Here is a 13,088-nt window from a genome sequence, read left to right as displayed (position 1 = left end):
CGCAGGAAGGTCCCCCATGAAGCTGAAGGCCCGCGCCCTTCTGACCGCGCTCGCCCTCGTCACCGCCCCCGCGGTCGCCGTACTCGGCACCGCCACCGACGCCTTCGCCGTCACCAAGATCAGCCACGCGACCGCCACCTCGATGTTCCGTCAGGCCGGCGTCACCTGGTCGTCCTCCGGCGGCTGCTCCGACCGGAACAACCCCACCTGCACGTCCTTCGAGCAGCTCAACCTCGCCACGGCCCAGGGCGCCCAGACCCTCAAGGGGGCCAGCGGCTGCGCCCTCAACATCACCGGCGGCACCGAGACCGGGCACGCCTCCGGCACCTACTCCCACTGGAACGGCTACAAGCTCGACTACGGCAAGAACACGTGCGTGACCTCGTACATCAAGAACAACTTCACGTACATCGGCCTGCGCGGCGACGGCGCCCCGCAGTACCGGTCCGGCTCCGGCAACATCTACGCCGACGAGGGCAGTCACTGGGACGTCCTGTACTACAACTGCGGCGGCTGCTGAGCCGGCGGGAGGGGGCGGTGACCGGTCCCATGGGTATGAGCCGACGCGCACTCCTGCTGGCCGCCGCCCTCGCCGCCACCCCCGTGGCAGGTGCCCGGGCGGCCGGCGACGACCCGTACGACGTGCTGCGCCGCCGCTGGCTCGGCATCGCGCTCGGCGCCGGGTACGACCCGGCTGCCGAACCGTACGCCTCCCGGCTCCGCCAACTCGGCGAGCAGGCGCGGGAGTTCCGGGCGGCCATGGCCCCCGCTCCGGCCTCCCTCTGGCCCGGGCACCCCTTCGACCCGCCGTCCGGCATCACCTTCAGCTACGGCCGCCTGTGGACCATGACCCAGGCGTACGCGCAGGACGGCACCGGCGTCACCGGCGACCCCGGCCTCCTCGCCGACGTCCTGCGCGGCCTCGACCATCTGTCCGCCACCGTCTACAACCCCGCCACCACCCGCTACGGCAACTGGTGGGAGTGGCAGATCGGCAGCCCCCGACTGTTGACGGACATCACGGCCGCCCTCCACGAACAGCTCGGCCCGGAGCGGGTCTCGGCGGCCTGCGCGGCCGTCGACCACTTCATCCCGGACACGATGCTCACCGACTACTCCGGCACCTCCACCGGCGCCAACCGCGTCGACCTGTGCCGCTCGGTCGCCCTGCGCGGCATCCTCGGCCGGGACCCCGCCCGGATCGCCCTCGCCCGGGACGCCCTCTCCCCGGTCTTCCCGTACGTCACCCGGGGCGACGGCCTCTACGCCGACGGTTCCTTCGTCCAGCACACCCAGGTCGCCTACTCGGGCACGTACGGCCAGGTCCTGCTCGACGGCCTCGGGCGGCTGTTCGCGCTGCTCGCCGGGTCGGCGTGGGAGGTGACCGACCCCGCCCGGCAGAACTTCCTGGACAGCGTCGAGCACGCCTACGCACCGCTCATCCACGACGGGCTGGTGATGGACTGCGTCAACGGCCGCGCCATCAGCCGCGGATACCTGCGCGGCGACGACCAGCACGTCATGCGCAGCGACCACTACCACGGGCAGGCCCTGATCGCCGCCGTGGCCCTGCTCGCGGACGGGGCGAGCGAGGCGGAGCGGCAGCGGTGGCACGGGCGCGTCAAGGGCTGGATCCAACGGGACACGGTGGTCCCGGTGCTGACGTCCCCTCAGTTCGGGGTGGCCGATCTCGCACGGCTGCACGCCATCGCCGGCGCGCCGGTTCCCGCGGCCCCCGAACCCCTCGGCCACCGCCTCTTCCCGGCCATGGACCGCGCCGTCCACCGGACGCCCCGCTTCACCGCCGCCCTCGCCATGGCCAGCGACCGGATCGCCCACTACGAGTGCGGCAACGGCGAGAACCCGCGCGGCTGGCACACCGGATCCGGCATGCTCTCCTGGTGGCCCCGCGGCCGGAGCGACCAGTACACCGACTGGTACTGGCCCACCGTCGACTGGTACCGGCTGCCCGGCACGACCGTGTCGGCCAGACGGCTCCCCGACCGGGCCGGCGGTGAGTGGGGTGCCCCCCGGCCGGACGTCCGCTGGGTCGGCGGGACCACCGACGGCACCCACGCCGCCGTCGGCCAGCACCTCAAGGGCCTCGGCTCCACCCTGGAGGCCCACAAGTCCTGGTTTTTCCTCACCGACGCCGTGGTCTGCCTCGGCGCCGGGATTGCCTGCTCCGACGGCGTCCCGGTGGAGACCGTCCTGGACAACCGCAACCTGGGCGAGAACGGCACCCAGCGCCTCGTGCGCGGCCGGGACTGGGCCCATCTGGAGGAGCACGGCGGATGGATCCTGCCGTACGGCGGCGAGCTGCGCACCCTGCGCGAGGACCGCACCGGGGCCTGGTCCGACATCAACACCACCAGCGACACCGAGCGGCGCACCCGGCGCTGGCAGACCCTCTGGCTCGACCACGGCACCGACCCGGTGGCCGCCGGCTACGTCTACGTCCTGCTGCCCGGCGCCACCCGCGAGCAGACGGCGGCCCGGGCGGGCGACCGGCACTGGCTGTGCGTCCTCGCCAACGACACGGTGTGCCAGGCCGTCGCCGTTCCCCTGCTGGGCCTGACGGCCGCGAACTTCTGGCGGGCCGGTACCGTGGGGGAGCTGACCGTCTCGGCCGGCGCGAGCGTGCTCGTCGTCCGCCGGGGCCGTACCGCCACCGTCCGGGTGAGCGAGCCGCCCCGCACCGGTGCCCCGCTGGAGCTGGTCTGGGACCACCCGGTGCGCGCGGTCACCCGTGCCGACGACAGCGTCGAGGTCCGCTCGGCGGACCGCCGTCTGAGGCTCCGTGTCACTCCGGGGATGGCATGTTCCACCCACGAATGTGAGGTGGCTCTCAGCTGACGGCTTTGTGGTCTACCTACAAGCCGTCGCCCTCCTGAGCAGTCGGAACGGCTGCATTCCGGGATGGTTCTGTTCACTGGTACCAGGAAAACGGGCCGGAGACTGTACAGAGTCGACGGCTCGCTTTTCTTCCGGTCCTTCGTAAGGTCGCTACATGACCGTTTTGGAAGAGACGACGGGTGAGCCGACCGGCGAGCCGACGGACGCACGCGGACGGGTCGCCGAACTGCACGAGATCCGTGCCCAGGCCGTTGCGGGCCCGAGCGAGAAGGCGACCGAGGCGCAGCACGCCAAGGGCAAGCTGACGGCGCGGGAGCGGATCGAGCTGCTCCTCGACCCCGGGTCCTTCCAGGAGGTCGAGCAGCTGCGCCGGCACCGGGCGACCGGTTTCGGCCTGGAGGCGAAGAAGCCGTACACCGACGGTGTCATCACCGGCTGGGGCACGGTGGAGGGCCGTACGGTCTTCGTCTACGCCCACGACTTCCGGATCTTCGGCGGCGCGCTCGGCGAGGCCCACGCCACGAAGATCCACAAGATCATGGACATGGCCATCGCGGCCGGTGCCCCCCTGGTCTCCCTGAACGACGGCGCCGGCGCCCGTATCCAGGAGGGCGTCTCGGCCCTCGCCGGTTACGGCGGCATCTTCCAGCGCAACACCAAGGCCAGCGGTGTCATCCCGCAGATCTCGGTGATGCTCGGCCCGTGCGCGGGCGGCGCGGCCTACAGCCCCGCCCTGACGGACTTCGTCTTCATGGTCCGCGAGACCTCGCAGATGTTCATCACCGGCCCGGACGTGGTCAAGGCGGTGACGGGCGAGGAGATCACCCAGAACGGCCTGGGCGGCGCCGACGTCCACGCCGAGACCTCCGGCGTCTGCCACTTCGCGTACGACGACGAGGAGACCTGCATCGCCGAGGTGCGGTACCTGCTGTCGCTGCTGCCGCAGAACAACCGTGAGAACCCGCCCCGGGTGGACTCCACGGACCCGGCGGACCGCCGCTCCGACGTCCTGCTCGACCTGGTCCCGGCCGACGGCAACCGGCCGTACGACATGACCAAGGTCATCGAGGAGATCGTCGACGACGGCGACTACCTGGAGGTCCACGAGCGCTGGGCGCGGAACATCATCTGCGCGCTGGGCCGCCTCGACGGCCAGGTCGTCGGCATCATCGCCAACCAGCCGCAGGTCCTCGCCGGCGTCCTGGACATCGAGGCGAGTGAAAAAGCTGCACGCTTTGTCCAGATGTGTGACGCTTTCAATATTCCGATCGTCACCTTCCTCGACGTGCCGGGCTTCCTCCCCGGTGTGGACCAGGAACACGGCGGAATCATCCGCCACGGCGCGAAGCTGCTGTACGCCTACTGCAACGCGACCGTGCCGAGGATTTCGCTCATCCTGCGCAAGGCGTACGGAGGTGCTTACATCGTCATGGACTCCCAGTCGATCGGCGCCGACCTCACCTACGCCTGGCCGACGAACGAGATCGCCGTGATGGGCGCGGAAGGCGCCGCCAACGTCATCTTCCGCCGCCAGATCGCCGGCGCGGAGGACCCCGAGGCCATGCGTCAGAAGATGGTCAAGGAGTACAAGGCCGAGCTGATGCACCCCTACTACGCGGCCGAGCGGGGCCTGGTCGACGACGTCATCGACCCCGCGGAGACCCGCGAGGTGCTGATCAAGTCCCTGGCCATGCTGCACACCAAGCACGCCGACCTACCTTCGCGGAAGCACGGCAACCCCCCGCAGTAACCCAGCGGACCCTCCGCGGCAACCCCGCGGACCTCTCTCTCACGGAGACTGACACCCATGAGCACTCCCGACATCCGCGTCGAGAAGGGCCACGCCGAGCCCGAGGAAGTCGCCGCCATCACGGCGATCCTCATGGCCCGCGCCGCCGCCCGCACCGAGCCTTCCGCCCAGACCCACCGGGGCCGCGCCAAGGCGGGCTGGCGCCGCCTGGAGCGCGAGGGCGGCTTCCGGGCGCCGCACAGCTGGCACTGACGTTTCCCGCGCGTGACCGCGGCCCCGCCACTCCCTCCGGGAGGGCGGGGCCGCGGTCACGTTCAGTCGACGGTGACGGTGACGCCGGGCAGGTCCAGCCCGGTCAGGCGTCCCTCGTCCGGGTCGCAGTCCTGAAGCTCCAGCCACCTCAGGCCGGCCAGCGCACGCAGGCCGTCGAGACCGTCGGGCAGCAGACAGTCGTACAGGCCGAGGGTGTTCAGCTCCGGACAGACCGGCACCAGCCGCTCGGACAGGTCGCGTGCCTCGAAGCTGTACAGCATCAACGTGCGCAGACCGGTCAGCGAGGACAGCGGCGCGAGCCGCGGCAGCGGGCCGTGGGGTTCCCCGACGAGGCACAGCAGCTCCACGGCGCCGTACGCGGTCAGGAAGTCCAGCCGGGTTCGCGCCGTGACGCCCGCGAGGGACAGACAGGGCAGCTCCGGCAGCACCGGCAGGCCCTCGGCACCGTCCGGACCGGGCAGCGGCAGCCGCAGCAGCCGCAGCGCGGGCAGCTCCGCCAGGACTTCCGGGTGCCGGAACGAGACCTCACCGAACAGCTGGAGCTCCTTGAGCCCGGGATGCCCCTTCAGCGGCGACAGGTCGGCCGTGCCCCGCACCTGGCAGGTCAGTTCCTCCAGCGGGGGGAGTCCGGCGAGGACGGACATGTCGTGGAGCCCGAACGTGATCCGCAGCGTTGTCAGCGATCTCAGCCGGGCCGCCGCCGACAGCTGGGCCGAGTGCGTCAGCACCACCGCGTGCTGGTGCAACGGAAGCCCGTCCATCACCCGTTCGGCGTAGGCGTCCGCGTCGAAATACGCCCACGCGTCGATGAGCGCGGCGACCACGTCCCGGCGCCGGTCCTGCGCGTACCCCTCCAGCAGCCCCAGCGCCTCCCCGCCGCCGATCAGGGCCGCGGTCCGCACCGTCTGGACCGCCGCGTTCGACGTCAGCCCGGCCAGGGACCGGGGCAGCCGCCGCAGCAGGCTCGGGCCGACCGCCGCCAGCGCGGGCGGGTCCGTCCTCCGGCTCGGCGGCAGCAACGCGGTCACCGCGTCCTGAAGCCGTCCGGCCAGCCCGTCGGAGACCTCCGGCACCGTCTCCTGGCAGGCCGCCGCCAGCAACCGCAGCTTCCTGCCGTACCGGGGTTCGTCGCGGGCCCGGTCCAGGACGCCGCCGAGCAGTTCCTCCCGCTGCGGCCGGTTCGCGTGCCCCGCCGCCATGATGATCGTCTCCCGCCACAGGTCCAGGTGGGCCCGCTCGACCAGGTTGCCGACGCGGTCCTCCTGCGTCGCCTCCTCGGCGGCCAGGTACTCCTGGAACGTCCGGTGGACGAAGTCCAGCCGCCCCTCGGCGGGGGAGCGCAGGATCCCCGAGCGGTCCCGCAGCTGCTCCAGGATCCGGACGCCGTCCTGCTCCTCCACGTGCCGCATCCCGGAGAGCTTCCTGCCGACGTGCACGGCCGCCTGCTCCAGCCCGATCTCGCTGCGGTTGTTGTCCGACAGCCGCCACGCGAGGTCCCTCAGCAGCACCAGCTTGTCGCTCAGGCTCAGCCGGCCGTCCACGGCGCTGGGCACGTTCCGGTCCGTGTCCCGCTCGTGCACCAGGGTGTGCAGGGCGTTGCGGTACAGCTCCATCCGGTCGCGGGGGAGTTGGCGGCCGCGGTTCAGGTGCATCGCGCACAGCATCGCCGCCAGCAGCGGAGTGCCCGCCAGGGACTGAAGATGCGGCCGGTCCTTCAGACTTGTCAGCAACGACTGCTCGTAGCGCGGGAGTTCCTCGACCGCGCACGGCAGGTCGTCGCCGAGTTGCCGTACCGCCCGGTGCCACTGCCGTACGAAGGCCGCGAGGTCCGGCGGGGCCATGCGGTCCAGGTGCAGCGCCGTGAACCCCTCGCGGCGCAGCCAGTCGGCACGTGCCGCCGCGGGACGCGAGGTGACGACCACCCGTACGTCCCCGTAGGCGGTCAGCAGCCTGCGCAGCCACCCGAGGACGCCCCGGCGCTCGCCGTCCAGCAGCTCGTCCACCCCGTCGACCAGCAGCAGGGCCCGGCCGTCGGCGAGCCGCCGCTCCACCCACGCCTTCGGCATGACCCCGGTGATCTGCCCGGCCACCGAGTCCAGCATCGCCTCCGGCCTCGGCAGCTCCCGGCCGCTGTACTCCCGCAGCTTCACGAACACCGGTGTCAGGCCGTTCCAGTCCGCCAGTTCGCCGGTGAAGGCACCCCGCGCCGCCGTGATCGCCAGCCAGCGCAGCAACGTCGTCTTGCCGGAACCAGCCTCGCCGCGCAGCAGCACCCGGGTGGCACCGCCGAGGGCCGCTTCCACCCGCATCCCGGCGCTCTCGCTCGACGGCTCCTCCCAGTCGCTCATCTCGGGGCGCGACGCGGGCAGGGAGCGGACCGTACGGCGCCGGCTCCCGTCGTCCCCGGTCGCCCGCAGACTCACGTACGCGACCGAGAGCCGCACATGCGCCCCCGCCCGGTCCGACGTGCGCCGGAACAGCTCCACCTCGTCCAGGCTCGTGCTGACCAGCTCCAGATAGCGGCGCCGGAAGTCCCCGTCGCGGTCCGTCCCCTCGGGTGCGAACAGGGAACGGTCCGGCAGCCGCTCCAGCACCCGGGCGATCTCCGTGCCCAGGGACGTGGTCCGCGCCAGCAGCTCGCTCAACGCCCGCGCCTCGAAGACCGGCAGGCCCCGCACGATCCGCACGTAGTACTCGACGCACTCCGCGAACAGCAGCTCGAACAGGCGGCCTTCCGCCTCGCCGAAGCCGGCCGGTGGCCGCACCGCCGCCGTCACCCGGCGCACGATCTCGGCCGGATTCGCGTCCGCCCCCAGAACCGCCTCGTCCGACAGGTCCGCCACCGCGAACGTGCCGCACACCGCGTCGACCACGGCCTGCCGGCCGTTCTCCTGAAGACCGGGGAACTCCCGCTCCAGGAACGGCGCCAGCCGGTCGTACACCGCGTCCGCGATCTCCTCGAACTGCCGTTGCACGCCCCGCTGGAACCGCAGCCCCGGCACCCGCAGCCGTACCAGTTCGGCCATGTCCAGCCGGCGTTCCTGCTCCCGCCGCTTCCCTCCGAGCCACATCTGGGCCGCGGCCTTCGCCACGGTCGTCCCCAGCCGTAACGCCGCCACCTCGGCGCCGCTCATCGCCCACCCCCTCCGCCGACGCTCCGCGATCACGGCATTGTCACCCGCCGCACCGGGCCTCGTCCCGCCTTCGCGGCCACGGCCCCGCACACGCACCCGCGCACACGCGGACGGCCCCCGTCCCTCTCGGCAGAGAGGCGGGGGCCGTTTCCGGTCGCGTGGGCGCGGAGCCCTAGCGCAGGCGCGCCATCAGGGCGTGCTCCACCAGCGTGATCAGCGCGCTCTTGGCGTCGGCGCGGTGGCGGGCGTCGGTGGTGATGATCGGGGTGTCGGGGCCGATCTGCAGCGCCTCGCGGACCTCGTCCGGGTTGTACGGCTGGTTGCCGTCGAAGCCGTTGAGGGCGATGACGAAGGGCAGGCCCGAGTTCTCGAAGTAGTCGACCGCGGGGAAGCAGTCGGCCAGGCGGCGGGTGTCCACCAGCACGATCGCGCCGATGGCGCCGCGGACCAGGTCGTCCCACATGAACCAGAAGCGGTCCTGTCCGGGGGTGCCGAACAAGTACAGGATCAGGTCCTGGTCGAGGGTGATACGGCCGAAGTCCATGGCCACCGTGGTGGTGGTCTTGTCCCCGGTGTGGGTGAGGTCGTCGATGCCGGCGGACGCGGACGTCATGACGGCCTCTGTGCGCAGCGGGTTGATCTCCGAGACGGCGCCGACGAACGTGGTTTTGCCCACGCCGAAGCCGCCCGCCACCACGATCTTCGCGGAGGTGGTGGAGCGGGAAGGACCGCCGCTAGAGCTTGCGAAGTCCACTGAGCACCCTTTCGAGCAGTGTCACGTCTGGCTGGCCACCGGCGTTCTCGTCGCCGCCGGGCTGATGGATGGCGACCAGGCCTGCCTCCGCCAAGTCGGCGACGAGAATCCTGGCAACGCCGAGGGGGATCGTGAGCAGGGCCGAGATCTCGGCCACCGACTTGATCTCCCGGCACAGGTTGCAGATCCGCTGATGCTCGGGCAGCTGGCCCTGCATCTGGTGCGGAGCGGCGGTGGTGTGCACCAGTGCCTCGATGGCGAGCTGGTAGCGCGGGCGGGTCCGGCCGCCGGTCATGGCGTACGGACGCACCAGGGGGTTGTTCGACGCCGAGGCCGGGGCGGGCTCGGGGCGGCGCTGCGGCTGGACCGGCTGGATGCGCGGGGCCTGGGGCTGGTCGTACGGGGACGGGCCGGGGCCCTGCGGTGCGTACGGCTGCCGGTGGCTGGGTGCGGAAGGGAAGTTGTACCGGTTCGCCGAACCGTCGCCCTGACCCTGGGCAGGGCCGTACGACCAATTGCCCGAAGACGAACCGCCTGGGGGTGTTGCCACTTTCTCCTCCTCCGACTGCGCCGGGCGCCCATCCCTGTGGAGCCGCGTCCCGAAACCTTACGGCCCCGGGACGCGAAAACGCACCGTCCGATTACTAGTTGAGAAGGCTTCCCTGGAGCTCCGCGCGGAGATCCGGGGTGAGGACCGTGCCCGCGCGGTCCACCAGAAGGGCCATCTCGTACCCGATGAGGCCGATGTCCGCCTCCGGATGGGCCAGCACCGCGAGTGACGAACCGTCCGAGATGGACATGAGGAAGAGAAATCCTCGCTCCATCTCCACAACCGTCTGGTTCACGCTGCCGCCCTCGAAGATGCGCGAGGCACCGGCGGTCAGCGAGGTCAGACCGGAGGCGACGGCCGCGAGCTGGTCGGCGCGGTCGCGGGGGAAGCCTTCGGACATCGCCAGAAGGAGTCCGTCGGCGGAGACCACCACCGTGTGGGACACCCCCGGGGTGTTGTCCACGAAGTTGGTGATCAACCAGTTCAGGTTCTGTGCCGCCTGGCTCATCGGGCTCACACTAACGCTCCTGGTTGTAGGTGCTGTCAGGACCGAGGCCCTGGCCGTTCGTTTCACTGCCTGCGCTGCGTCCGCGCTGGACGCCCCGACGCAGGTTGCTCAGCCTGCCCCGGACGTCCTCCGGGGCGCGGGAGACCTGGGGGCCTCCCTGGGGGGTGGTTTCGGCGGCGCCCTCGACCAGATTGGCCTTGGGTACCCGCCGCGGCAGACCGGAGGCGGTGACTCCGCCCGCCTTGGGCTTGCGGAGCTGCGAGGCCTGCTGCCAGCGCTCGTCGTTCGCCGAACGCCAGCCGTTGTCGTCGCCCGCACCCGGGGTGTTCGCCGGAGCCGGCGCTTCCTGCTGCGGGCGCGCCGTGCCGTTCGGGGAGCCGGCGCCGTTCGAACCGCTCGCGGGGGCGCCACGACGGGGCAGCCCGGCGTCGGTCAGCTCGTGTGCGGCGGGAGAAGCCGTTCCCGGACGGTCGAAGCCTACGCGGTTCCGCTCACTCGCGTCAGCGGCCTGCGGGGATTCCGCTTCCGGAGCGTACTGGGCCGGATAGCCGTGCTGGAAACCGTCCTGCTGCGGCCAGTCGTCCTGGTAGGAGGGCGTCTGGGCAGGTTCCGCATACGGGGCCGTCGGCTCCGGGTAGCCACCGTTCGGGGAGAAGCCCTCGTGCTGCGGCACCTCGCCGTTCGGCGCGTAGTACTGCTCGTCGTACGGCTGCTCGTAGGGCTGCTCGTACCCCGAGTGCTGCCGCTGCTCCTCGTACGCGGGCGCGTCGAAGGACTGCTGCGGCTGCGCCTCGTACGCCTGCTGCCGCTCCTGGTACGCCTGCTGCGGCTGTTCCCGGTACGACTGCTGTCCGGTGAACGGGTCCGTGTAACCGCCGGGGGCCTCGGCCGCCTGCGGGGACTCCGGCTGGTGGTCGTGCTGCGCCTCCAGCGCGGCGCGGCGCTCCTCACGCTTCAGGGAACGGCCGACCGGGTCCAGCCCGCGCAGGTCGTCGGGGACCTCCGTGTAGCGGCTGTCGTCGAAGCCCAGCTCGGCGGCGGTGCGCATCGGCTGCACCTGCGGGAAGCTCTCCCCCCGGAACTCCTGCTCCGGGATGATCTGGGAGACGGTGAACTCCTCGCGGTCCAGTGGCATCTCGCCGCCGCCACCGTGCGTGATCGCGTCCGGCAGCATGACCAGGGAGGTCGTGCCGGCCTGCTCGCCCGAGGGGCGCAGCTGGACGCGGATGCCGTGCCGGTCGGACAGCCGGCCGACCACGAACAGGCCCATGCGCTGGGAGATCGCGGCGTCCACGGTCGGCGGGTTGGCCAGCTTGTGGTTGATGTCCGCGAAGTCCTCGGCCGTCAGGCCGATGCCCTTGTCGTGGATCTCGATCATGACGCGGCCGTCGGGGAGACGGGTCGCGGTCACCCGGACCTTGGTCTGCGGGGAGGAGAACGTGGTGGCGTTCTCCAGCAGCTCGGCCAGCAGGTGCACGAGGTCGGTGACCGCGCGGCCGTGGATCTCGGCCTCCGGCACGCCGGACAGCTCGATGCGCTCGTACTGCTCCACCTCGGAGGAGGCGGCGCGCAGGACGTCGACCAGCGGGACCGGCTGGTCCCAGCGGCGGCCGGGCTCCTCGCCGGCGAGCACCAGGAGGTTCTCGCCGTTGCGGCGCATACGGGTGGCCAGGTGGTCCAGCTTGAAGAGGTTCTCCAGCTGGTCCGGGTCCGCCTCGTTGTTCTCCAGGTCGGTGATCAGGGTCAGCTGGCCCTCGATCAGCGACTGGTTGCGGCGGGAGAGGTTGGTGAAGATCGCGTTGATGTTGCCCCGCAGCAGGGCCTGCTCGGAGGCGAGCCGGACCGCCTCGCGGTGGACCTGGTCGAAGGCGCGGGCGACCTCGCCGATCTCGTCCTTGGTGGTGATCGGGATCGGGGCGACCCGGGTGTCGACCCGGCCGGGGTCGGTGCGGGAGAGCTGGTCGACCAGCATCGGCAGGCGCTGCTCGGCGATGCCGAAGGCGGCGTTGCGCAGCTGGCGCATCGAGCGGCTCATCTGGCGGGCCACGAGACCGGCCAGGATGAACGCGGCCAGCAGGGCGATGACGACCACGGCACCGGTGATGAAGGCGGAGGTCTTGGCGTCGTCGGCGATGCCGGAGGCCTCGTTCACCGCCTTGTCGGCCAGGTCCGACTCGATCTGCCGGTAGGCCTTGTACTTCAGCGTGTTGGCCGCCCACCAGTTCTCGGCCGTGATGCCCTTGCCGGCGAGCTCCTCACGGGTGGAGGAACTGGTGTCCTGCATGGTGGCGAGCGCCGTCACCATGTCGGTCGGGTCGGAGGGCGGGGCGACGTACTTGGGGTCCTCGGCCTTGGCCTGCTGGACCATCGCGGCGCCGTCCGCCTTGATCTTCTCCTTGGCGTCGTCGAGCTTCTGCGCGTCGGCCTCGGTGCCACCGCCCGTGTACTCCTCGATGGCGATGCGCTCGAGGTAGGCGTACGAGGACAGGGAGACCCGCTGGGTCGCCAGGTTCGGGGCGTCCGGGCCGGGCTTGACCAGCAGGTGCGTGCCGATCGACCGCTCCAGCGACAGTGCCGCCTTGGTCAGCGACATGGCGTAGACGGTACGGCCGTAGGAGGTGATGTTTCCGGTGCCCAGGCCGAGTTCGTTGGCGAACTCCATCAGGGGGTGGGCGACGGCGACGTAGCCCTCCTCCGTCTGGACGCCGGTCGTCTTGGAGGTGTAGGCCGCCTGCCGCAGCTGCGACAGCTTCGGTTCGGCCTCACCGAACAGCTTCAGCCGGCGCTGCAGACCGGACTCGTCCGGCGCGCTCTTCGTCGCCTCGTGGAAGGCGGCGGCGGCCTGGTCCGTGGCCTTGCGGGCCTGGTCGACGGTCGCGGCGTCCTTCTTCAGCAGCAGCGGTGCCGCCGTGACGTCACGTTCGTTCTCCAGCGCGTCGGCGTAGCCGAGGGCGGCGCGTACCAGCCGGGCGGTGCTCTCGGCGTCGCGGGCCTGCTGCCAGGTGTCGATCGAGGCCTTCACCTGGAAGCCGCCCATGACGAGACCGACCGCCACGGGTATGAGCAGAATCGCGTTCAGCCGGGTCGGCACCCGCCAGTTCCGCGGGGAGAAACGGCCGCCGCTGGACGCGGGAGTGGCCGCCGGCTCCGCACCGGAAACGGGGGTGGGCGCCGCCGCAGCGCGCGGCGGCGGGGTGAAGTTGCCCCGCGCCGACGGCTCGGGACCGTTCTTGCTTCGCCTCACTCGACCAACAACCTCTCGG

At 71.5% G+C, this 13,088-nt stretch carries 9 protein-coding genes; 4 read left to right on the top strand and 5 right to left on the bottom strand.

The features are described 5' to 3' along the window. The first annotated feature begins 16 nt into the window (after positions 1–16). From FHS34_RS28315 to FHS34_RS28300, 4 genes are all read left to right on the top strand, one after another. On the top strand, positions 17–520 hold the full coding sequence (locus FHS34_RS28315) for a hypothetical protein (protein ID WP_184970481.1): 504 nt from the start codon (positions 17–19) through the stop codon (positions 518–520). A gap of 29 nt (positions 521–549) precedes the next feature. Further along, a complete protein-coding gene (locus FHS34_RS28310; RefSeq protein WP_184970703.1) occupies positions 550–2,856 on the top strand; it encodes a polysaccharide lyase 8 family protein in 2,307 nt (768 codons plus the stop codon). 154 nt (positions 2,857–3,010) lie between these two features. After that, a complete protein-coding gene (locus FHS34_RS28305) occupies positions 3,011–4,606 on the top strand; it encodes an acyl-CoA carboxylase subunit beta (RefSeq protein WP_184970479.1) in 1,596 nt (531 codons plus the stop codon). 57 nt (positions 4,607–4,663) lie between these two features. Next, entirely contained in the window at positions 4,664–4,858 is a 195-nt protein-coding gene (locus FHS34_RS28300) for an acyl-CoA carboxylase subunit epsilon (RefSeq protein ID WP_184970477.1), read from the top strand. Positions 4,859–4,920: 62 nt separating this feature from the next. On the opposite strand, the gene FHS34_RS28295 is transcribed toward FHS34_RS28300, so the two are convergent. The 5 genes from FHS34_RS28295 to FHS34_RS28275 all read right to left on the bottom strand — a co-directional run bounded on the left by FHS34_RS28295 (position 4,921) and on the right by FHS34_RS28275 (position 13,069). Further along, positions 4,921–8,013, bottom strand: a complete 3,093-nt coding sequence (locus FHS34_RS28295; RefSeq protein WP_184970475.1) for an NACHT domain-containing protein — start codon at positions 8,011–8,013, stop codon at positions 4,921–4,923. A 172-nt stretch (positions 8,014–8,185) separates the two neighbouring features. Further along, entirely contained in the window at positions 8,186–8,767 is a 582-nt protein-coding gene (locus FHS34_RS28290; protein ID WP_026248371.1) for a GTP-binding protein, read from the bottom strand. After that, positions 8,748–9,317, bottom strand: coding sequence for a DUF742 domain-containing protein (locus FHS34_RS28285; RefSeq protein ID WP_184970473.1), 570 nt, complete (start codon positions 9,315–9,317; stop codon positions 8,748–8,750). Before FHS34_RS28285 ends, FHS34_RS28290 begins: the two co-directional genes overlap by 20 nt. Before the next feature lie 94 nt (positions 9,318–9,411). Then, positions 9,412–9,825, bottom strand: coding sequence for a roadblock/LC7 domain-containing protein (locus FHS34_RS28280; protein ID WP_030948713.1), 414 nt, complete (start codon positions 9,823–9,825; stop codon positions 9,412–9,414). A gap of 10 nt (positions 9,826–9,835) precedes the next feature. Next, positions 9,836–13,069: a sensor histidine kinase gene (locus tag FHS34_RS28275; RefSeq protein WP_184970472.1), complete on the bottom strand. Its 3,234-nt coding sequence runs from the start codon at positions 13,067–13,069 to the stop codon at positions 9,836–9,838. Positions 13,070–13,088 lie beyond the last annotated feature (19 nt).

The sequence above is a fragment of the Streptomyces echinatus genome (assembly GCF_014203595.1).
GTDB classification, from domain to species: domain Bacteria; phylum Actinomycetota; class Actinomycetes; order Streptomycetales; family Streptomycetaceae; genus Streptomyces; species Streptomyces echinatus.
The sequence above is the reverse complement of the archived record's forward strand: the minus strand, read 5'-3'. Positions and strand labels throughout refer to the sequence as shown.